This is a genomic window from Oscillibacter valericigenes, from assembly GCF_021531435.1.
Classification (GTDB): Bacteria; Bacillota; Clostridia; order Oscillospirales; family Oscillospiraceae; genus Oscillibacter; species Oscillibacter valericigenes_B.
This window is the reverse complement of sequence record NZ_JAFBIS010000002.1, coordinates 117,665-139,290: the sequence shown is the minus strand read 5'-3', so window position 1 is coordinate 139,290 and position 21,626 is coordinate 117,665. Positions and strand designations below refer to the sequence as shown.

Genomic DNA, 21,626 nt, shown 5'->3' with positions numbered 1-21,626 from the left:
CAGTTCCTAAACGTCTTACTTGGTAGGAACGTCGATGCCCTTCTCGGCAAAGTACTTGGCAGCGCCGGGATGATAGGGAACGGAGGTGACAGAGGTGGCGAAGTCCAGGCTCAGCTCAGCGCCCTTGGCATGGACAGCGGTGATCTCGTCGATATGCTCAAACACGCCGGAGCAGAAGTTGTAGATGTCGTCCTCGGAGACGTCGTCACGGGCGATGACCACGGCGCCGACGGCCACGGTGGTCGTGTCGGAATCCAGGCCGTAAGTATCAGCGGGGATCACATACTTGCTGTAATAGGGGGACTTGGCCAGCAGGGCGTCGATGTGCTCGTCGTCCAGGCTCACCAGATAGACGTCCTTGGCGCTGGCCAGCTCGGTAACAGCGGTGGTGGGAGCGCCGGCAACCACGAAGGCCGCGTCGATCTTGCCGTCCTTCAGAGCGTCAGCGCTGTCGCCGAAGCCCTGGTAGGTGGGGTTGATGTCCTGCTCGGTCAGGCCGTAAGCGCCCAGAACGTCGATGGCGTTGTAGTACACGCCGGAGCCGGAGTCACCGATGGACACGTTCTTGCCCTTCAGGTCAGCCACGGTCTTGATGCTGGGATCGCAGGTGACGATCTGGACCTGCTCCATGTACAGGGCTGCCACGGTGGAGAAGCAGTCAACCTTGCCGGTCTCGGCGAACAGGTTGGTGCCGCTGTACGCGTAGCTCATAACGTCGGACTGAACCAGGCCCAGCTGGGCGCCGTTCATATCCATCAGCTCAATGTTGCCCTGAGAGCCCTTGCCCTCGACAGCGGTGATCTTGGAGCCGGTGCAGTCGCTGATCTGGCCGGCCAGCACGGAACCAAAGGCGTAGTAAGTGCCGGAGGAACCGCCGGTGGTAAAGGTCAGGTCGCTGCCGGTGGCGGCGGGAGCCTGGGTCTCTTCCTGAGCGGGCTCCTTGGTGTCGGCAGGCTGCTCAGCAGTCTTACCGCCGCCGCAGCCGGCCAGGACGGTAGCCATCATCATGACGGCCATCAGCAAAGACAGAAACTTTTTCATCATAAATCCTCTTTTCATATTTGGTATGGGGCTTGTAATACCTTGCATATCATACCGCATATCAATTCATTTTTCAAGCATTTTTTCGAATTCCTTTGGTTTATATGCAAGTTGTTGACATTCGCCTTGCATTTCGGGGGTTCCGTTCTGCATTTTTTGACGGGCCTCCTGCGAAGGACGTCATTTTACATAAAAGCCGGTAGAATATGCATCCACCTTTTATACAGAACGCCCGCCCAGGCGGAGCATCTGTTATTGGATCGTCAGCAGCAGCTGGCCGCCCTTCACGGTGTCGCCCTCCTTGATCTCAATGGATGCGACGGTACCGTCCATGCGGGCGGTGATGGCGGTCTCCATCTTCATAGCCTCGATGGTGACCAGGGTCTGGTTTTTCTCCACCCGGTCGCCCACCTTGACGCTGACCTTGCTCACCGCGCCGGGGATGGAAGCACCCACCTGACTCTTGTCCTCCGGGTCCGCCATGGGCACCTTGACGATGCTCTTCTGGGCCGCTTCGTCCGGCACCTGCACGTCCCGGCGGATGCCGTTGAGCTCAAAGCTGACGGTGCGCATGCCCTCCTTGTCGACCTCGCCCAGGCCCAGATACTTGATGACCAGGGTCTTGCCGTCGGCGATGTTGACCTTGTTGGTCTCGCCCACCGCCAGGCCGTGGAAGAACACATGGCTGCCAAGGCGCATGATGTAGCCGTACTCCTTCTGCTGCTTCACGTAGTCCTCAACTACCTTGGGATACAGGCAGTAGCTGAGGACGGCGCGCCAGCTGGGATTCGGGTCAAAGGACTGCATCTCTTTCTTCTTGGCCTCAAAATCAACAGGCGGCAGCAGCTCGCCGGGGCGGCAGGTGATCGGCTCCTTGCCCTTCAGCACCACCTTCTGCAGATCCTTGGGGAAACCGCCGGCGGGCTGGCCCATCATGCCGGAGAAGTAGCTGACAGCGCTGTCCGGGAAGGCCAGGCCCTCGCCCTTTTCCACGATATTCTCCGGCGTCAGGCCGTTCTGGGTCATAAAAATGGCCATGTCGCCCACCATCTTGCTGGAGGGCGTCACCTTTACGATGTCGCCCAGCATCTCGTTGACCTTCCGGTAGTTCTCCTTGACCTCCGTGAACCGGCTGCCCAGGCCCAGGGATTCCACCTGGGGCTTCAGGTTCGTGTACTGGCCGCCGGGGATCTCATAGCGGTAGATGTCGGTGCTGTTGCACTTGATGCCGCCCTCGAAGGAATCGTAGCGCTTGCGTACATCCTCCCAGTAGTCGGTCAGGTACTGGAGACGGTCTAGGTCCAATCCGGTATCCCGCTCGGTGCCCTGGAGGGCCGCAACCACGGCGTTCAGAGAGGGCTGGCTGGTCATGCCGGCCATGGAGCTGATGGCCAGGTCCACCACGTCCACGCCGGCCTCCGCCGCCAGCAGGCAGGTGGCCACCTGGTTGCCGGAGGTGTCGTGGGTATGGAGCTGGATGGGGATGCCGATCTCCTGCTTCAGTGTGGAGACCAGCTTCTTTGCGGCGTAGGGCTTCAGGATGCCGGACATATCCTTGATGGCCAGCATATGGGCACCACGGTGCTCCAATTCCTTCGCCAGCTTCACATAGTAGTCCAGCGTATATTTATCCCGCTTGGGGTCCAGGATGTCGCCGGTATAGCAGATGGTGGCCTGGCAAATTTTATCCTGGTTCAGCACCTCGTCCATGGCGACTTCCATGCCGGGGAGCCAGTTCAGGGAGTCGAACACCCGGAACACATCCACGCCGGAGCGGGCGGCCTCCTTGATGAACTCCCGAATGACGTTGTCGGGGTAGTTGGTGTAGCCTACGGCGTTGGCGCCCCGGAGGAGCATCTGCAGCAGCAGGTTGGGTGCCTTCTGGCGGATGAGGTCCAGCCGCTCCCAGGGGGATTCGTGGAGGAAGCGGTAGGCCACATCAAAGGTGGCGCCGCCCCAGCACTCCAGGGAGAAGGCGTCCGCCAGGATCTCGCTGGTGCCCTCCATGCCCTTCACAATATCGCGGGTACGGACCCGGGTGGCCAGCAGGGACTGGTGGGCGTCGCGGCAGGTGGTGTCGGTGATGAGCAGCTTCTTCTGGTCCAGCACCCAGTCCGCAACGGCCTTGGGGCCCTTGGCGTCCAGCATCTGCTTCAGGCCGTCGGGGCGGTTTCCGGTGACCGGCGGGAACCGGGGCGCATCGTAGAACTTGTGGCCGTCCTGCTCCTTCACCACGATATTGCCGATGTATTTCAGCATCTTGGTGGCCCGGTCCTGGCTCTCGTCGATCTGGAACAGCTCCGGCGTCTCGTCGATGAACTTCGTGTGGCACTTGCCCGCCATAAAGGTTGGGTTTTTCAGAATATTGGTGATAAAGGCGATGTTGGTCTTGACGCCCCGGACGTGGACCTCGTTGATGGCCCGGACCGCCTTGCGGCACACGCCCTCAAAGGTGTTGTCCCAGGTGGTGATCTTCACCAACAGGGAGTCATAGTAGGGGGAGATGACCGCGCCGGTATAGGCGTTGCCGCCGTCCAGCCGGATGCCGAAGCCGCCGGCGGAGCGGTAGGCCGTGATCTTGCCGGTATCGGGAGCGAAGTTGTTGGCGGGGTCCTCGGTGGTGACGCGGCACTGGATGGCATAGCCGTTCTGGTGGACGTCCGCCTGGCTGGTAATGCCGATCTCCGGGTCGCTGAGGGGACGGCCCTCGGCGATCAGGATCTGGGAGCGCACTAGGTCGATGCCCGTCACCATCTCCGTGACGGTGTGCTCCACCTGGATGCGGGGGTTCATCTCGATGAAATAGTGGTGGCCTTCCTTATCCACCAGGAACTCCAGGGTGCCCGCGTTGACGTAGCCGACGTGCTTGGCAATTTTGACCGCGTCGTCGTAAAGGGCCTGCCGCACCTCCGGCGCCACGGAGAAGGCCGGGGTGAACTCCACCACCTTCTGATACCGCCGCTGGAGGGAGCAGTCCCGCTCGTAGAGATGGACCACATTGCCGAACTCATCGCCCAAAATCTGGACCTCGATGTGCTTGGGCTCCACCAGGAATTTCTCCATGAAGATGTCGTCGTTGCCGAAGGCCTTCTTCGCCTCTGCCTTTACCAGGTCAAAGTTGACGCCGACCTCCTCCACGGTGTCGCACCGGCGCATGCCACGGCCGCCGCCGCCTGCCGCAGCCTTCAGAATGACGGGGAAGCCGAACTCCATGGCCAGCTTCTGGGCCTCCTGCCGGCTTTTCAGCGGCTCCGTGGTGCCGGGTGTGGTGGGCACGCCGCACTCCACCGCCATCTGCTTGGCGGAGAGCTTGTCGCCCATCATATCCAGAATGCGGGAGCTGGGGCCGATGAACTGGATGCCCGCCTCCTCGCAGGCCCGGGCGAAGTCGCCGTTCTCGGACAGGAAGCCGTAGCCGGGATGGATGGCGTCGGCGCCGTGCTTTTTGGCCAGGCGGATGATGCGGTCAATATTCAGATACGCACCCAGCGGGCTCTCATTCTCCCCAATGGGATACGACTCGTCAGCAGCCGTGCGGAACAGGCTGTATGTATCTTCATTGGAGTAAATGGCAATGGTCTGCAGGTCCAGATCATGGCAGGCCCGGAAAATGCGCATAGCGATCTCGCCGCGGTTCGCGACCAACACCTTTTTGAACATTCTGCTCATAAAGTTTCCTCCTCTTTCATATAAACCGCCCATGGTAACCCTGATTTTTTACCAGTATACGCTTCTGATTTTGGCAGTTGCAATGGCTTTTTACCGCAGACGCGCATTTTCGGAAAAAATTCCATATTTTTACGCAAGGTTACCTAATTTATTTGTCTATTTACACAGGACTATTGTATTTGTATTGCGGACATTTTGGCGTAAAAATGCCCCCGGGCATTTGCCCGGGGGCATCGTTCCTGTTTGCGCTTCAGGCAGCGGCTTTTTACTTCTTGGCCTTGGAATCCACAACGTCCTTCAGCAGGGCGGTGAAGTCCTCCATGCTCATAGCGCCCAGGTCGCCGTCGGCACGGTGACGGGGAGAAACGGTGCCGTTTTCCATATCCCGGTCGCCGACCACCACCATGTAGGGGATCTTCTCCAGCTGGGCCTCGCGGATCTTCTTGCCGATCTTCTCGTTGCGGTAGTCCACCTCCACGCGGAAGCCCAGGGCCTCCAGCTTCTTCGCCTGCTCAGCGCAGTAGTCGCTGGCGCGGTCGGTGACGGGCAGGAAGCGGACCTGCTCGGGGGCCATCCAGGTGGGCAGGGCGCCGGCGTACTCCTCAATGAGGTAGGCCAGGGTGCGCTCGTAGCAGCCCAGAGAGGTGCGGTGGATGATATAGGGCAGCTTCTTTTCGCCGTTCTCGTCGATATAGTACATGCCGAACCGCTCGGCCAGCAGCATGTCGATCTGGATGGTGACCAGGGTGTCCTCCTTGCCGTAGACGTTCTTGTACTGAATGTCCAGCTTGGGGCCGTAGAAGGCGGCTTCGTCGATGCCGATGGTGTACTTCACGTCCAGGTCGTCCAGGATCTGGGCCATGACCCGCTGGGCCTCCTCCCACTGCTCGGCGGTGCCCTCATACTTGTTGTTGGGGTTGGCGGGGTCCCACTGGGAGAACCGGAAGGTGCACTTGTCCAGCAGGCCCACGGTGCCCAGGCAGTATTTCGCCAGGTCCAGGCAGCCCTTGAACTCCTCCTCCAGCTGGTCGGGACGGAGCACCAGGTGGCCCTCGGAAATGGTGAACTGGCGGACGCGGATGAGGCCGTGCATCTCGCCGGAGTCCTCGTTGCGGAACAGGGTGGAAGTCTCGCCCAGACGCATGGGCAGGTCGCGGTAGCTGCGCTGGCGGTTCAGATAGACCTGATACTGGAAGGGGCAGGTCATGGGACGGAGGGCGAAGCACTCCTTGGTCTCGTCATAGGGGTCGCCCAGGATGAACATGCCGTCCAGATAGTGGTCCCAGTGGCCGGAGATGCGGTACAGGTCCCGCTTGGCCATCAGGGGGGTCTTGGTCAGCAGGTACCCGGCCTTCTGCTCGGTGTCCTCCACCCAGCGCTGCAGGAGCTGGATGACACGGGCGCCCTTGGGCAGCAGAATGGGCAGGCCCTGGCCGATAGAGTCCACGGTGGTGAAATACTCCAGCTCGCGGCCCAGCTTGTTATGGTCCCGCTTCAGGGCCTCGGCCTGCTTAGCCAGGTACTCGTCCAGCTCCTCCTTCTTGGGGAAGGCGATGCCGTAGATGCGCTGGAGCTGCTTGCGGGAAGAATCGCCCCGCCAGTAGGCGGCGTTGCAGGCGGTCAGCTTGATGCCGTTGCCCTTGATGCGGCCGGTGGAGTCCAGGTGGGGGCCGGCGCACAGGTCGGTGAACTCGCCCTGCTTGTAGAAGCTGATGACGGCGTCCTCCGGCAGGTCGTTGATGAGCTCCACCTTGTAGGGCTCGCCCTTCTCCTCCATGAACTTGACGGCCTCTTCCCGGGGCAGTTCAAAGCGCTCCAGCTTCAGCTTCTCCTTGCAGATCTTCCGCATCTCGGCCTCGATCTTCTCCAGATCCTCGGCGGTGAAGGTCTCGTCGCTGTCCAGGTCATAGTAGAAGCCGTTGTCAATGCTGGGGCCGATGGCCAGCTTGGTCTCAGGCCACAGGCGCTTGATGGCCTGGGCCAGCACATGGGAGCAGGTGTGCCAGTAGGTCCGGCGGTACTGCTCGTTTTCAAAGGTATACAGGTTTTCTTCGCTCATAATAAGTTCCTCCTTTTGTTGAGGGGTGAAAATAAAGAAAAATCCCACCCCTGACGGAAATCAGGGGTGAGATACGAAAAACGTATTCCACGGTTCCACCCTGCTTACGGCTGTTGGCCGTCGCTCGTGTCCTCTGTAACGGGAGGTCCCGTCCCAGCCTACATATCGGTGGGCGGCTCCAAGGTGGTAACTGGTCCCGGGTTCGGCAAGTACCGCTTACAGCCAATGGCGGTCCCTCTCTGCTGTCTCTGCCGGGCAGTGTCCTTTTCGATGCCTTTTCATATCGGAAGTCATCATATCACCGGAATTTGCGGTTGTCAAGTGACAGTACCTGGCTTTTTTGTTTTCCTCAGATGGACTGGATGACATCCTTGTTCTTCACAAAATACTCCACGCCGGAGTAGAGGGTGGTCAGGGTGATGACCCAGCAGCATACGGTGTTCAAAACAGCCGGAATGGGCAGGAACATCAGCACGATGCACACCATGGTGGAGGCGGTCTTCACCTTGCCGGACCAGCCGGCGGCGATGACCCGGCCCTTGTCGCTGGCGATCATCCGCAGGCCGCTGACGGCGAATTCCCGGCAGATGACGATCAGCAGCATCCACGCCGCCATCTGGCCATTTTCCACGAACCACAGCATGGCCGCCGTCACCAGCATTTTGTCCGCCAGGGGGTCCGCGAATTTGCCGAAGTCCGTCACCAGGTTATATTTCCGCGCGATCTTCCCGTCCAGCATATCCGTCAGGCTTGCGATGATAAAGATTGCCAGGGCCACCCAGGTTGCGCCGGGAAAGCCCCAGTACAGCACCACCATGAATACGGGGATCAGAATGATGCGCAGAAGCGTCAGTTTATTAGGCAGATTCATAGTTTTCTCTCCTCAAGCCATTTCTCCGGTGAGTTCGCCGTCCATGGTACCAGTCAGGCGCACATTTACAAAAGTGCCGGGCGCCACTTCTTCCTCGGCGGTGAAGTAAATGCGGCCGTCGATGTCCGGGGACTCGGCGTAGCTGCGGCCGAAGAACATCTGAGCCTGGCCGTCGAAGCCTTCGCACAGGACCTCCCGCTCGGTGCCAAGCACGGACTCGTTGTAATCGTCGATGATGTCGGACTGCACGTCCACCACCAGTTCCGCCCGCCGCCGGGCCTCCTCGGTGTCCACATGGTCCATCAGGGCGGCGCGGGTGCCCTCCTCCGGGGAGAAGGGGAACACGCCCGCCCGCTCGATGTGGGTCTGGCGCAGGAAAGCGCACAGCTCCTCCAGGGCGGCCTCGTTCTCGTAGGGCAGGCCGGTGATGATGCTGGTCCGCAGCACCAGACCGGGGATGCGGGCGCGGAGCTTGCCGAACATCTCCGTCAGGGACGCCTTGGTGTCCCGGCGGTTCATGGCCTTCAAAATGGTATCGTTGCAGTGCTGGATGGGAATATCCAGGTACTTGACGATCTTGGGCTCCGCCGCGATGGTGTCGATGAGCTCGTCGGTGATCTCGTCGGGATACAGGTAGTGGAGCCGGATCCAGTGGAAGTCCAGCTTGCACAGCTCCCGCAGCAGCGTTGCCAGCTGGTGCTCGCCGTTCAGGTCCGTGCCGTACCGGGTGATGTCCTGTGCAATGACCAGCAGTTCCTTCACTCCGGCGGAGGCAAGCTCGGCAGCCTCGTCCAGCAGCTCGCCCATGGGTCGGCTGCGGTACTTGCCCCGGAGGGAGGGGATGACGCAGTAGGCACAGTGGTTGTCGCAGCCCTCGGCGATACGGAGGTAGGCATACCAGGGGGGAGTGGACAAAATGCGCTCGCCGCTCTGATTGGCGGTGTGGATATTCCCGATGTGGCAGGGCCGCAGGCCCTTTTCCATGACTTCGGCAATGGCACCGGCAATATCGCCGTAGCTGCCGGTGCCCAGGATGCCGTCCACCTCCGGAAGCTCCTTTAAAACATCTTCCTTGTACCGCTGGGCCATGCAGCCGGTGACCAGGATCTTCTTCACCTGGCCCGCCTTTTTCAGCTCGGCCATCTCCAGAATGTTGTCGATGGCCTCCTCGCAGGCGGAGGCCAGGAAGCCGCAGGTGTTCACCACCACCACATCAGCCCCCTCGGGCGCCGCCTGGATGTTGTAGCCGGCAGCCTGGCAGACAGCCATCATCTGCTCGCAGTTCACCTGGTTCTTGGCACAGCCCAGGGAGATAAATGACACGTTGTAACTCAAGCTTGTATCCTCCGATACATTGATATTTAGGTGGGCGCTCAGTCCTCCCGGGTTTCGGACCCCAGCCGGTTCCAGGCCGCCTTCACATCGCCCCAGGAGTAGCCCCGGCGGAGCAGCGCGTCCGTCAGCCGTTTCTTTTCCTTCTCGTCCGGCATCCGGCCCCGCAGCTTGCTTTGCAGAAAGCGGTCGATCTGTTCGCCATTGTCCGGAAGCTGGTCCAGGGCCTCGTCCCACAGCTCCCGGGGCACGCCCTTTTCGTAGAGTTTTTCCCGGGTGCGAGCGGGGCCATAGCCCAAATCGGCGCAGTGCCGCACCAGCAGAGCGGCGTAGTCGGCGTCGTTGATGGCGCCGATGGCCTCCAGCCACTCGGCGGCGTAGCGGGCCTCCGCCTCGCTGGCGCCCTTTTCTTTCAGCTTCTTCTCCAGAGAAGCGCGGCTCATGGCCCGCTTGCCGATGAGGTCCGCAGCCGTGGCTTTCACATTGGAGACGCCCGCCGCTTCTTTCAGACGGGCCAGCGTTGTTTCATCCAGCTCGTCCCCGGCCCGGAGGCCGAAGTCCAGCAGCTCCTGCTCCGTGATCTTCAGGCAGGCGCCGTCGGCCAGAAATACCAGCACCCGGCCCCGCTTATGCTTGGACGCCTCTAAGCGCTCAATCCTCATCCTTGAAGTCGTCGGCACTGACGTCCACCGCCCGGCCGGCGGCCTTGGCTGCAATGCGGGACTGGCCCGTCATCAGCTTGTCGAAGTTGGCCCGGATGTCGGCCTCCAGCTTGGCGGCCACGTCGGGATTTTCCTGCAGATATTTCTTGGCTGCGTCCCGGCCCTGGCCGATGCGGGTCTCGCCCATGGAGAACCAGGAACCGGCCTTCTGCACCAGGTCCAGCTTCACACCCAGGTCGATGAGCTCGCCCTCATGGGCAATGCCCTCGCCATACATGATGTCGAACTCCGCCTCCCGGAAGGGGGGTGCCACCTTGTTCTTGACCACCTTGGCACGGGTGCGGCTGCCCACCACCTCGCTGCCGTTCTTCAGCGCCTCGATGCGGCGCACGTCGATGCGGACGGAGGCGTAGAACTTCAAGGCCCGGCCGCCGGTGGTGACCTCCGGGTTGCCGTACATGACGCCCACCTTCTCGCGGAGCTGGTTGATGAAGATGACGATGGTGTTGGTCTTGCCGATGGCGCCGGTGAGCTTACGCAGGGCCTGGCTCATCAGCCGGGCGTGGAGGCCCACATAGCTGTCGCCCATCTCGCCCTCGATCTCCGCCCGGGGCACCAGGGCGGCCACGGAGTCCACCACGATGACGTCAATGGCGCCGGAGCGGACCAATGCCTCGGTGATTTCAAGGGCCTGCTCGCCGGTATCCGGCTGGGAGATCAGCATATCCTCCACCTTCACGCCCAGCGCCCGGGCATAGGTGGGGTCCAGGGCGTGCTCGGCGTCCACGAAGGCCACCTCGCCGCCCCGCTTCTGGGCCTCGGCCACCACATGGAGAGCCAGGGTGGTCTTACCGGAGGACTCCGGTCCGTAGATCTCCACGATACGGCCCTTGGGCAGGCCGCCGATGCCCAGCGCCACATCCAGGGCCAGGGAGCCGGTGGGGATATAGTCCACGGCCAGATTCGTCTGGTCGCCCAGGCGCATGATGGAGCCCTTGCCGTACATTTTCTCGATCTGGGCCATGGCGGTGTCGATGGCCCGCTTCTTGTCGTCCGCCGGTGCCGCGGTGGGCAGGGGTGCCTTGTCTCTTGCCATAATCTCGTCCTCCTAAATCTCTATATAACCATCAAAATGTTCAAATTTCCGTACAGAGAGTGCCGAACACCACTCTCGGAATACCGTGGAGGTCTTTCACCACCTGGATGTCGCCGAAGCCCTGGGCCCGCATGATGCGCAGTACGCTGTCCGCCTGGCCGATGCCGACCTCAAAGTACAGCCGTCCGCCGGGGACCAGGGCGTCTTTCCACTTGCCGGAGATAGTCTGGTAAAAGTCCAGGCCGTCCTCGCCGCCGTCCAGGGCCAGATGGGGCTCGTAATCTTTCACAGAGGTATCCAGCCCGGCAATATCGTCATGGGGAATATAGGGCGGGTTGGAGACGATGCACTGGAACTCCCCCAGGGCCCGCTCCGGCTTTTCCCGGGCGTCCGCCTGTATGGGCACCACCCGGCCTGACAGTCCGCTGCGGCGGATATTCTGGCGGCAGACTTTGAGCGCCGCGTCGGAATATTCCCCCAGCACCACCCGCGCCTGGGGCACCTGAGAGGCCACCGCCAGTCCGATGCAGCCGCTTCCGGCGCACAGGTCCAGCACCCGGCACTCGCCTAAAGTCTGGATGTATTCGATGGCCTGTCCCGCCAAAACTTCCGTGTCCGGCCGGGGGATCAGCACATCGGGGGAGATGTCCAGCGGCAGGCCGTAGAACTCCCACTCGCCGATGAGGTACGCCACCGGCTCTCCCGCCAGATGGCGGTCCACCAGGCTCCGCACCTGCCGCTCCAGCTCCGGGGAAGCGTACAGGCCGCCGTCCCGGGCCAGCTCCTCCCGGCTCTTGCCGGTGCCGAAGCACACCAGTTCCCGGGCCTCCAGCGTAGCGGCCTCGATGCCCGCCTTGCGGAGCTGCTGGCGAATATCCAAATACAAATTGTTATATGTGATAGCCATAATACGCCTCGTTGTCGGTTTTTAGAGAAATCCGGCGCTCACCACTCGTCCTTGCCCTTTTCGCTGGGCAGCACCAGTTCCAGGGAGCGGATGGCGCACTCGATCATGCCGTCGTCCGGCTCGTTGGTGGTAAAGTTCTGCATCCACATGCCGGGGGCGGTCAAAACCTTGGCAAGGCCGCTGTCCTGCACATGGCGGCCCACCCAGCGGTTGAACTCGTAGGTCACGCCCACCACCAGGGGCAGGAGCAGCAGATGCACCAGGCTTCGCAGCCACACGTTGGTGATGGGCCAGATGCCGAACACCACGCTGGAGAACAGGATGGACACAAAGATGACCACGAACAAAAAGCTGGTGCCGCAGCGGGGATGGTGCCGGGGCTGAAAGCGGACATTCTCCACCGTCAGGGGCAGGCCCGCCTCGTAGCAGAAGATGGTCTTATGCTCCGCGCCGTGGTACTGGAACACCCGGTAGATGTCCTTCTGTTTGGAGCAGACGATGAGGTACACCAGGAAAATGGCGATCTTCAGAATGCCCTCCACCAGGTTCCGTCCCCACAGGGGGAAATTGGGGAAAAAGTGGAGCAGGCCGCCGGTGAGGAAGGTAGGCAAAATCAGGAACAGGAAAATGCTCAGTCCCACGCCCAGCGCCACCGCCAGGGCCACCACCGCGCTCTCCAGCTTCTTGCTGGAGAGGTGCTTCTCCAGCCACAGCTCAAATTTGGAGGGCTTGGCCGCCTCTTCCTCCGGGTAGAAATCCGCGGAGTACATAAGGGCTTTCACGCCCTTGACCATGGAATCCAGAAAATTAACGGTGCCGCGCACCAGAGGCAGGCCCAGGATGGGGTAGCGGTCCTTGATGAGCTTCAGCTCCTCGACCTTTTCCACCAGGTTCCCATCCTGGTCCCGGACGACAATGGCCTGTTTTTCCGGCCCGCGCATCAAAATGCCTTCAATGAGCGCCTGTCCGCCGATGCTGGTGCGGAAGGCGCAGGACTTTTTCTCTTCTGCCATGGGAATTCCTTTCTTGATGTTAAAGTATATCACAACGTCTTTCAAAAGTCAAACGTATGTTCTATTTTTATTCGCCGGCCGGAAGCCGGATGGTCACCACGGCACCGCCGCCCTCGGCGTTGCCGATCTCAAAGGTGCCGCCGTGGAGTTTTATGATCTCATCGCACACAGCCAGCCCGATGCCGCTGCCCCGGGCCTTGGAGGAGCCCTTGTAGAATTTCTGCTTCACGTAGGGCAGTTCCTCCTCCGGCACGCCGGGTCCGTAATCCCGGATGCGGATGACCTGCTCGCCGCCCTCCGGGCCGATGGAGGCGTCGATGCGCCGTCCGGCGCCGCCGTGCTTGGCGGCGTTGTCCAGCACATTGCAGAACACCTGCTTCAGCCGCTCCGGATCGCCGGGAATGGGCGCCAGTTCCTCGTCTCCCGCCTGATAGTGAAGCTCAATGCCCTCCTGTCGGAACAGCTCCCGGTAGGTGAAGATGGCGTCCTCAAACTCCGCCTGGAGGTCCACCTGCTCGATGCGGAGGGTGAAGCGGCCGTCCTCCATTTTGGAAAACTCCAGCAGCTCCTCCACCATGGTAGAGAGGCGTCGGGACTCGTTGAGGATGATGCGGATTCCCCGGCGCATCTGCACCGGATCGCCGGTGGGGTCCTCCAGGATCGTCTCTCCCCAGCCGTTGATGGCCGTGAGGGGCGTCCGCAGCTCATGGGACACGGAGGAGATGAACTCACTCTTCATCTTCTCATTCTGGCCGATCTGCAGGGACATGTCGTTGATGTTGTCCACCAGCTCCCCCAGCTCGTCGGTATATTTTTTCTCGATCTGGAAGCCATAGCCGCCGGCGGCAATGCGCTTGGCCGCCTCCGACACCACCGCCACCGGCTCCACCACGTTGTTGATGAACAGGAGGTTGGAAATGATGATCAGCGCCATGCACAGCAGGGCAATGAGGCAGATGGTGAGCACCGCCAGCATCACCTGCCGGCTCACCAGGCGCAGGGAGGTCACCAGCCGCATGACCCCCACCACGTTGCCGTGGAACACCAGCGGATGGGACACCGCCATGATGTTCTCCCCTGTCTCCGGGTCCCGGCCCTGGAAAGGCGCCATCTCCGCCGTCTCGATGGCCTGGGTGATGTCGCTGGTGCCGGGGGAGGTGCCGGCCGTCAGGCCGGAGGTCGAGACCTGGATGCGGCCGCTGCTGCTGATGAACTGCAGCTCAATGCTGTTCTTGTCCTCAAAGCTGTCCGCCGCCTGCACTGCCTTGGGATAGAAGCCCATGTAGCCGTTATCCATAAAATACTCGTTGAAGGAGTTGGCCATGGCCTGGGCCCGGGTCTCCAGTCCCTTCCGCATGGTGCCGTAATAGTAGCTGGACACGCCGGTGGAAAACAGCACCACGATCAGCAGCACCAGAATAAATGCCGGCATGACGGAGTTGAAGATCCACCGCTGCCGCAGGCCCCGCAGCTGAAGCGCTTTTAATTTGAAATTTTTCTTTTCAGCCACAGTGCCCCTCCTCTCTTTTACTTCCGCTCCGGCCTCCGCCGGAGCGGGAACCGTTTTTCACATTCGGCAGCGGCATACCGCCGCCAGACCGCCCGGAACTCCTTTTCCCAGGCACCGGACCGCCTTTACAGTCCCCATTTATAGCCGTAGCCCCACACCGTCGTGATGTAGGCGGGGTTCTGCACATTGCTTTCCCACAGAGCTTCGCTCTGCGGGAGCCCTTTTGTCTGATCTTGCGCGGCGGAAATGAATTCCGCCTTGCGCCAAGGTTTTCGTCCCTGACGAAAACGCTTGTACGCGCCTTACGGCGCGCCCCGCCGTGCGGGGCCCCGGACAATGTGCACGCCCAGTGCCTTTACAGCCCCCATTTATAACCATAGCCCCACACCGTCGTGATGTAGGCGGGGTTCTGCACATTGTCCTCGATTTTCAGCCGCAGGCGGCGGACATTGACGTCCACGATCTTCAGCTCGCCGAAGTAGTCCCGGCCCCACACCATGTCCAGGATCTCCTCCCGGGACAGGGCCTTGCCGGGGTTTTCCATGAATACCCGCATGATGGAATATTCCACCTGGGTCAGCTTGATGCGCTGGCCGTTTTTCTCCAGCGTCCGGTTCCGGGTGTTCAGCAGAAACGGCGCCTGCCAGATCTCGCCGGACTGCACCGGCTCCTCTCCACCGGTACGGCGGAACAGGGCGTCCACCCGGGCAGTCAGCTCCGCCGGGGAGAAGGGCTTGGTCACATAGTCGTCGGCACCGGTCATCAGGCCCGTCACCTTATCCATCTCCTGGGAGCGGGCGGTGAGCATGATAATGCCGATGCGGGTGTTGGTGGCCCGGATGCGGCGGCAGACCTCAAAGCCGTCGATGCCGGGCAGCATAATGTCCAGCAGGGCCACCTTGGTGTCTGGATTCTCCTTCAGGCGCTCCAGCGCCTCCTCGCCAGTCTCCGCCTCGATGACGTCGTACCCGGCCCGGCGCAGATTGATGACGATAAAACTGCGGATGCTGGACTCATCCTCCAAAACCAATACTTTTTTCATGGTTCGATCCTCTCCATCATCGTTAATTGTCTCCGGCGATCCACTCCGTCTGGATCAGGCTGAACGCGGCCCGCACCTCGTCCGCCGTCACGCCGTACTGCCAGGTGTCGTTTCCCTCCAGCAGCTCGGCGGTATACAGGGTCTTGGTCTGGCGGCTCAGCAAAAAGCGGTTCCCCCGGACGGCGTTGATCTCCCGGTTGGCGCCGGTAACGGCGGTAATGCGCAGGATGGGTGCCGGGGTCTCCCCGGCTTCCCAGGTATAGAACGTCACGCCGGACTCATTCTGGGAAGTGGAACGGGTAATATAGATGTGGTCTGTCCAAGGCTCCGGTATCTGGAGATACCAGCCGTCCTCCACACAGTGGTAGGTGCAGAGGGCCACCTCGCCGCCGCCCGACTCATCGTAAGAAAGCCAGTCGATCCGCTGGGCGGGCGCGTCCTCATCGGATACCGTCGGCAGGCGGGCAGGGCTGGGCACTTCCATCAGGCCGTCGTTGTTGATGTCCATGGGGTACAGGCCGCAGAACGGATGCACCAGCTTGGAAACGCCCGTCTGCTCCGAAAGCACGATATTGCTCAGTTCTCCATTCCGCAGCGCCAGCACATCGGTCACTGTCCCGGAGAGCTCCGTCACGCCGGTCACGAAAACCGCCGGCACATCGTCCCGCAGGCAGCCCTTGGTCACCCGCCCCTGCTGGCTCAGCTCCGCCATGGTAACAGAGAGCCGGGCAGAGGATTGCTTCACCAGGCCGCCGTCCGCCTGCCAGCCGTAATAATCGGCAATGCCGCCCTCCTCGTCCGACTGCAGAACGATCAATTCCCTCCGCTGGTCCCGGTTCATATCCTGAATGGTATAGCGGACATAGTTTGTCCGCAGCAGCATCTCCGCGCTGTTGTCTCCCAGGGCATAGACCTCCAGCACCTGCAATTCCGTGGCAGCCTTCCAGCCCACGGCGATCTCCTTTTGCCCATCGCCGTCCAGGTCCTGGTAATCGATGCTGTAAATGGCGGTGCCGCTGCCCTCGATCAGGTCGATCTGCTCATAGGTATCGCCCCTGGCTCCGAAAATATAGATCTTCATGGGTTTTTCATCACCGGAGTTCCGGAAAAACGCCAGTGCTTCCTCCCGGCCGTCTCCGTTCAGGTCCACCAACTGGACGGACTGGATGTTGGCGCCGGAAGTGGGTGCGGCATACTCCGCGCCGCTATTCAGGATCTCATTGATCCGGCTGTTCAGTTCCGTGTATTTGGCTGGCAGGGCCGGCAGACAGTAGAGGTCCTGAGGGCTGAATGACAGCTTGAGCTCGCCGCAGCCGGACAGCAGCATGACTGCGAAAGCCACCGTCAGCGTCAATCCCAAATATCTCCATATCCGCTTCATTTCCCTCTCCCCTTTCTGCCGATACGCATAATTTAACTTATATATGATAGCACGTTTCTCCTGCCTTGGGTAGCCTTTCTTCCGATTTTCCCGGTTTTTTACGGTCTGTTCATTTTTTTCGGACGCACAGGAAGTATGCAAAAGTCCCTCTTGAATTTTGCATGGATCTCCTGTATAATAAAAAAACGCTGAACGCCGGTGTGTTGGAATTGGTAGACGAGGTGGACTCAAAATCCATTGCCAGCGATGGCGTGCGGGTTCGAGTCCCGCCACCGGCACCACGTCGGAGCAAAGTCCGCTTTGCTCCGACGTTCTTTTATTCCCTTGGAACAAAAGAACGTCATCCGCCCGCTCCCTTGCTCCTCCTTTCCAAATCGAACCCGCTGCGCTGGGCTTCGATTTGGGTTGGAAAACGAAAATATCCGGATTGAAGCCATCTGACACGTGGTCTCAAAGTCCGCTTTGCGACCACGTTCTTTTATAAACCGCACATCCAGCTATACAAATCAAAAGGAGTGAAAGGGCTTCCGCCTCTTTCACTCCTTTTGGTTTGCCTCTATTCTTCCGGCGGGATCGCCACCTGAAAGCTCTCCCAGGTATGTTCCGCCTCCTCCACCATCTGCCAGGTAAATCCCACCTTGTGGCACTCCTCCCATGTCAGGTAACGGAAGTAAAACTCCACCCCCAGATGGCACGGCAGGATGTCCAGGATCATATCCCGGATCTGCTCAAACTCCTCCGGTATCCCGGCCACCTCCGGAAAAACGACCCGCAGCTTTCCGTCTCCCAGTTCCTCCGCCCGGGCTTTGATGCCGCATCCCCGCATGGTCTTGTTGATGTCCGCGGGCGTCAGGCTGTCTCCGTCGATCTGCAGCAGGGCGGCAATGGCGGCCCGCCGGGCCTCCGGCGTGACAGCCGCGCTCCGGCGGGCAAACAGCGCCTCCCGGCGGTGCAGGCCCTCATCCTCCGCCGTAGCAGTCAGGCTCTCCCGCTCCACGGTGTCCAGCATTTCGCTGACCGCGTCCAAGCTGCCGCCCAGCGCGTACAATTCCGCGCCGTTGATCGTCCCTGCCGTCAGATCGTAGACGCCCAGAGGCTCCAGCAGCGTCCGCAGGTATCCCTCGTACATCTCACGCCTCCATCTCCGTCACCGTCAATGTACCCAACACCGGCAGTACGGTATCGTCCGCCGCCAGGTCTTCCGTGGGAGCCAGAAGGTGATAGTTCTCCACGCCCTCCAGCGCGTAGATCCGGCTGCCCAGTTCCGCCAGCAGCACCGGCTGGCCCAGTAGACGCCCAGTGAAAAACTGAGCGGCGCACCCTTCCACCGCCCGCTTCATATCAGCGTAGTCCGCGCCGTTTTTCAGGGCGATCTCCACCTGCACATCCACCGTCCGCACGGCAGGCGCCTTGACCTGCACATCCACGGCGATCTCCCGTTTTTCCTGCAGGACCGCCTGCAGCCCTTCCAGCAGCTCCGCCGGAGGCAGGCCGTTTTCCGCCGCTACATAGACGTCCACGGTGCCGATACCTCTGGCCCGCCCCACTGCCCTGGCGGCCGCGGTGCCGGGATAGTTCATGGCAGTCTGCTCATACCATGCGGCATTGGCACCGTTAGGCAGCCGCCGGTAGCTCTCCAGAATGCGCTCCCGGAACGCCTCGTCCGTTTCCGCGTCGCTGCCTCCGGAAAAGGCGGTGGGGTTCGTGCAGGTCGTTACGGCTGTGGGGCAGGCGGTCAGAATGCACACCGTTCCGGCTGTTACATTGCCGCCGCTGCCTCCCTCCAGCGCTTCCGCCGGCGCATCGACGGACAGCTGTCCCGCCTGAAGCACCGCCGCCTGTGTGGTCTGAAAGCGGACCTCGCCGGCGGTCATGCACACCGTTCCCGCGGGGATCGTCATATCCGCCGCCGGCACCATCTCCGCGGAAAACCGCAGTGTTCCCACCGCTTTTGCGGCCGGTGTGCGGGAGATGCCCCGCATCATGCCGTGGCGGTCCAGATAGATTCCCCGGGCCGTCTGGGGAAAGCTCTGGTCCAGCACCCAATCCGCCTGATACTCCAATCCCTGGATCTGGGCTGCCGCGGCCCACAGACGCACCGCCAGGTCGCAGCCCTCCTCCGGCGCAAACCCAGCCCGTTCGGAAAAGGACGCCAGCAGTTCCTGGTAGATCTCTTCAATATTTCTCACCGCGAGCCACCTCTCATTCGCCTATTTCCAGTGTGACCGTCAGCGGCTCTTCCTGATAGGTCAGCTCCACCGTCAGGAGCCCGCTGCCGTCTCCACGCTCCGTCAATTCTGTTGACTCCACCTGCAGGCCTGTCTCTTCCGCCAGTGCTTCCGTCACATATTGCTTTGCCGCCGCCTGCCGCTCCCGGGCAGGCAGGCAGCCAAGCTGCCACAGGCGGCTCCCCAGGCCGTCCCAGAAGGGGAAGCTCCCCCGGTGCGCTTTCAGGCGGAACAGCACCCGCTGCAGCAGCGCCTGATCTCCTTCCAGGCGTCTCAATCCGCCGGCTCCGTCGGAAACATAGTCTCCGTTCCGCAGTTCCAGTTCCATCAGATGCTCCCTTCTTCTCCGCAGGTACAGGGCTTATACGGTTTCCCATTGACCATCAGGCTGCCCCAAATGTCTATCCGGCCTCCCCGCAGTTCCACTGTCCCATCCGCTTTCAGGTAAACAGAGTTTCCCTCCGGGCCGTAAAGATAGATTTCCCCCGGCTTCATTCCCTTGGGTGCTTCCCTCTGCCGCATCCCGGCCACGCACTGCTCCTCGCCGCCGGGTCCGCCTTTGATGACCAGCACCGCTTTTCCGTTTTCCGGAAGCCAGACATAGCCGCCCGGCCCATACACCGGCAGGTCCCGGACCTCGCCCCGGGTCACCACGCCGGTCTGTTCACCGCCGATGGTGGTCATTCCCATGTCCGCGTCCGCCGTGGGCGGAGTGGGCCGCATCTGTTTTGATAGCCACATATCACCCACGCTCCTTCAGTGTCAAAGCAGCTGTCGCCCCTTTTCGGGCGGAAAACGTGTTCTCCGCCTCCGCCACACGGAAATCGCCGGAGATCCCCATTCGCTCCAGGTTCAGAGACACCCGGTCTCCGGGAAACGCCAGGAAATTCCCCGGCAGGGTCACCGTCACAGTCTTTTCGTCCTCGCGGGATTTTTTGATCTGATACTCCCCCGTGTAGCGGATAGCCGCCCAGGTGCGGTTCCCCGGCGTATAAATGACCCGGCGGCACTGGCCGCCCTTGGCGATCATGTCCGGATTTTTCACGCTGTACGACAGGTTCCGGGTCTTGTCGATGATGAGCGCCTCCGTCAGCACGCCGTAGTGGTCCTCCCGCAGGGTGCAGGACAGCACCGGATCATCGTCCCCGATGGTCAGCACCTTGCCGCTGTCCCGCTCCGGTGCCGCCAGCAGCTTGCCGTCTCTGGCAAACCGGGGAGAAAAACCGCCGTAGATCAGGCAGAAATCCTCCAGCGCCCGCCACTGGCTGACGCCCGCGGCCACAGTGAATACGGAGCCAGCCCGCACATCCGCCGCCTCGCCGCACTGGATGCCGTAAGGCGTCACATGGCGCCGGATGATCTCCGCCAGTGTGGCGTCCTGATAGGTGACAGGCCGGGATTCGTTGTCCAGCAGCCGGGCCGCAAAGCCCCGGCCGGAAACAGTAGCCGTCATGCCACCCGCTCCCAGCTCCACCGCGTACTCGTCCACCGTGGCCCGCAGCATGGTCACACCGTCCTGAAAGGCAGTAAAACCCGCCGCCATTTTCAAAACCGGTGCCATCTCCTTTTGATATACAAAGGTGACGGTATAGCTGTCGCAGGGCACCGTTCCCGTATGGGTCACATTCCAGCTCAGCAGGGCCGGCAGCTCGTATACATGGTGATCCGCGGTAAAAATTCTTCCCGTCATGGAATATTCACCCTGTCCCCCGGGTAGATCAGGTTGGGATTCTTGATCTGGGGATTGGCGGCGATCAGCGTTGTCAGCGGTACGCCGTAACGCCCCGCGATGCCCCACAGGGTATCTCCTTTCTTCACGGTATAAACAGCGGAATATTCTCTTCCGGCGCTGCCGGCCGTTCCGCCGCCGGAGGTCTGGCTGTTCCCCACATCCACCTCCGTCAATCCGCCGTCATAGCCGCTCCAGTCCTCCCAGAACGCGAAGCTGTACCGCACGTAATCCGGCAGCGGCTCCTCCTTCACCGTCAGGGAAACGAACCAGGCCCGCTCCGCCTGCCAGACAGGGTGTACCAGAAGTCCCGGCCCGCTGTCCCGGAAAACCTCCGCCAGCTTCTGAAACTGCTGATAGGCGCCTTCTCCCGCAAAGACGCCCTCTCCCCGCAGCACCCGGTAGCTGCACCCCAGGTCCTGGAGCACGCTTCCGCCGCAGGGCACCTGATGCGCCGCGATCCGGCGCTGGTATTCCACCGTGTAGACCTCCGGATTGTGGGGCCAGGTGTAATCCTTATACCGCATCGGCGTCAGCCGCATGACTTCTCCTCCTTTCAGCGGGCGTTGAAGCCCCCGTCATAGCGCCGGGCGTCCCGCTGGACGGCTCTGGACAGCGCCCTGGCGTCCATCTCCGCCGTCCCGCTATTCCAATGTACATCCATCCGTTCGGATACTGTCTCTGTTATCCCGGCACCTGCGGAAACTTTAGCAGCCCAGGGAAGTTCTCCTGTCTCAGAAGCCACCCGGGTCCATTCCCGGGCAGTTTCACCGGCGGTTTTTCCTTGTTCAAACATCGCCGCGCCCGGCTCATCCGGATTGCTTCCCCGGAAGAGGATGGCTGTGCCATCCTCTTCCGAAGCCATTCGCAATGTCCAACCGGGCGCTGCTTCGCCGCCCCGAAACACCGCGTCCCGATACCGGTCGGCGGCTGTATCCGTCCATCCGTTCTTCCCGGGCAGAGCCGTATCCGGGCCATTCCCCGTCCCGGTCCCGCCGCTCTCCTGTTCCTCCGGCATTTCTCCGGTCATCAGCGCCGCCAGGGCCCTTCTCTGCCGCAGCAGCTCCTCCAAAATGTACTCCACGT

The 21,626-nt window shown here is 61.4% G+C and carries 19 protein-coding genes and 1 tRNA gene; 1 reads left to right on the top strand and 19 read right to left on the bottom strand.

The genetic code is table 11. From position 1 onward, the window contains the following. Positions 1–15 precede the first annotated feature (15 nt). From JQM68_RS01790 to JQM68_RS01735, 12 genes are all read right to left on the bottom strand, one after another. A complete protein-coding gene (locus JQM68_RS01790; RefSeq protein WP_235221200.1) occupies positions 16–1,041 on the bottom strand; it encodes a TAXI family TRAP transporter solute-binding subunit in 1,026 nt (341 codons plus the stop codon). A gap of 252 nt (positions 1,042–1,293) precedes the next feature. Then, a complete protein-coding gene (locus JQM68_RS01785; protein ID WP_235221199.1) occupies positions 1,294–4,710 on the bottom strand; it encodes a pyruvate carboxylase in 3,417 nt (1,138 codons plus the stop codon). Between the two features lie 265 nt (positions 4,711–4,975). Further along, positions 4,976–6,769 (bottom strand): threonine--tRNA ligase, encoded by a 1,794-nt coding sequence (gene thrS / locus JQM68_RS01780; protein ID WP_235221198.1) that lies wholly within the window; start codon positions 6,767–6,769, stop codon positions 4,976–4,978. Positions 6,770–7,118: 349 nt separating this feature from the next. Next, positions 7,119–7,640: a CDP-diacylglycerol--glycerol-3-phosphate 3-phosphatidyltransferase gene (pgsA, locus tag JQM68_RS01775; protein WP_235221197.1), complete on the bottom strand. Its 522-nt coding sequence runs from the start codon at positions 7,638–7,640 to the stop codon at positions 7,119–7,121. A 12-nt stretch (positions 7,641–7,652) separates the two neighbouring features. Next, positions 7,653–8,975, bottom strand: a complete 1,323-nt coding sequence (gene rimO / locus JQM68_RS01770; RefSeq protein ID WP_235221196.1) for a 30S ribosomal protein S12 methylthiotransferase RimO — start codon at positions 8,973–8,975, stop codon at positions 7,653–7,655. A gap of 38 nt (positions 8,976–9,013) precedes the next feature. Then, positions 9,014–9,634, bottom strand: a complete 621-nt coding sequence (locus JQM68_RS01765; protein WP_235221195.1) for a regulatory protein RecX — start codon at positions 9,632–9,634, stop codon at positions 9,014–9,016. After that, positions 9,624–10,730: a recombinase RecA gene (recA, locus tag JQM68_RS01760; RefSeq protein ID WP_235221194.1), complete on the bottom strand. Its 1,107-nt coding sequence runs from the start codon at positions 10,728–10,730 to the stop codon at positions 9,624–9,626. The genes JQM68_RS01765 and recA overlap by 11 nt, the downstream gene beginning before the upstream one ends. Positions 10,731–10,770: 40 nt before the next feature. Continuing rightward, positions 10,771–11,637: a peptide chain release factor N(5)-glutamine methyltransferase gene (gene prmC / locus JQM68_RS01755; RefSeq protein WP_235221193.1), complete on the bottom strand. Its 867-nt coding sequence runs from the start codon at positions 11,635–11,637 to the stop codon at positions 10,771–10,773. A gap of 38 nt (positions 11,638–11,675) precedes the next feature. Next, entirely contained in the window at positions 11,676–12,650 is a 975-nt protein-coding gene (locus JQM68_RS01750; RefSeq protein WP_235221192.1) for a DUF1385 domain-containing protein, read from the bottom strand. A gap of 67 nt (positions 12,651–12,717) precedes the next feature. After that, a complete protein-coding gene (locus JQM68_RS01745; RefSeq protein WP_235221191.1) occupies positions 12,718–14,160 on the bottom strand; it encodes a sensor histidine kinase in 1,443 nt (480 codons plus the stop codon). Positions 14,161–14,515: 355 nt separating this feature from the next. Next, positions 14,516–15,202: a response regulator transcription factor gene (locus JQM68_RS01740; RefSeq protein ID WP_235221190.1), complete on the bottom strand. Its 687-nt coding sequence runs from the start codon at positions 15,200–15,202 to the stop codon at positions 14,516–14,518. A 22-nt stretch (positions 15,203–15,224) separates the two neighbouring features. Next, positions 15,225–16,583 (bottom strand): FG-GAP repeat domain-containing protein, encoded by a 1,359-nt coding sequence (locus tag JQM68_RS01735; protein WP_235221189.1) that lies wholly within the window; start codon positions 16,581–16,583, stop codon positions 15,225–15,227. A 194-nt stretch (positions 16,584–16,777) separates the two neighbouring features. Here JQM68_RS01735 and JQM68_RS01730 point away from each other — a divergent pair. Next, positions 16,778–16,864, top strand: a tRNA-Leu gene (locus JQM68_RS01730). A gap of 275 nt (positions 16,865–17,139) precedes the next feature. Here JQM68_RS01730 and JQM68_RS01725 read toward each other — a convergent pair. From JQM68_RS01725 to JQM68_RS01695, 7 genes are read right to left on the bottom strand one after another with little or no spacing between them, the layout of a single operon-like run. After that, positions 17,140–17,712, bottom strand: a complete 573-nt coding sequence (locus JQM68_RS01725; protein ID WP_235221188.1) for a hypothetical protein — start codon at positions 17,710–17,712, stop codon at positions 17,140–17,142. 1 nt (position 17,713) lies between these two features. Continuing rightward, the gene (locus JQM68_RS01720) at positions 17,714–18,772 is read right to left on the bottom strand and encodes a baseplate J/gp47 family protein (RefSeq protein ID WP_235221187.1); all 1,059 of its coding nucleotides are present in this window, start codon (positions 18,770–18,772) and stop codon (positions 17,714–17,716) included. Positions 18,773–18,785: 13 nt separating this feature from the next. Further along, positions 18,786–19,139, bottom strand: a complete 354-nt coding sequence (locus JQM68_RS01715; RefSeq protein WP_235221186.1) for a GPW/gp25 family protein — start codon at positions 19,137–19,139, stop codon at positions 18,786–18,788. Beyond that, on the bottom strand, positions 19,139–19,552 hold the full coding sequence (locus JQM68_RS01710; RefSeq protein ID WP_235221185.1) for a hypothetical protein: 414 nt from the start codon (positions 19,550–19,552) through the stop codon (positions 19,139–19,141). Before JQM68_RS01710 ends, JQM68_RS01715 begins: the two co-directional genes overlap by 1 nt. 1 nt (position 19,553) lies before the next feature. Next, complete coding sequence (locus JQM68_RS01705) at positions 19,554–20,501, bottom strand: hypothetical protein (protein WP_235221184.1); 948 nt, start codon at positions 20,499–20,501, stop codon at positions 19,554–19,556. Continuing rightward, on the bottom strand, positions 20,498–21,082 hold the full coding sequence (gene safA, locus JQM68_RS01700) for a SafA/ExsA family spore coat assembly protein (protein WP_235221183.1): 585 nt from the start codon (positions 21,080–21,082) through the stop codon (positions 20,498–20,500). Before safA ends, JQM68_RS01705 begins: the two co-directional genes overlap by 4 nt. Before the next feature lie 14 nt (positions 21,083–21,096). Beyond that, a complete protein-coding gene (locus tag JQM68_RS01695) occupies positions 21,097–21,624 on the bottom strand; it encodes a hypothetical protein (RefSeq protein ID WP_235221182.1) in 528 nt (175 codons plus the stop codon). Positions 21,625–21,626: the final 2 nt, after the last annotated feature.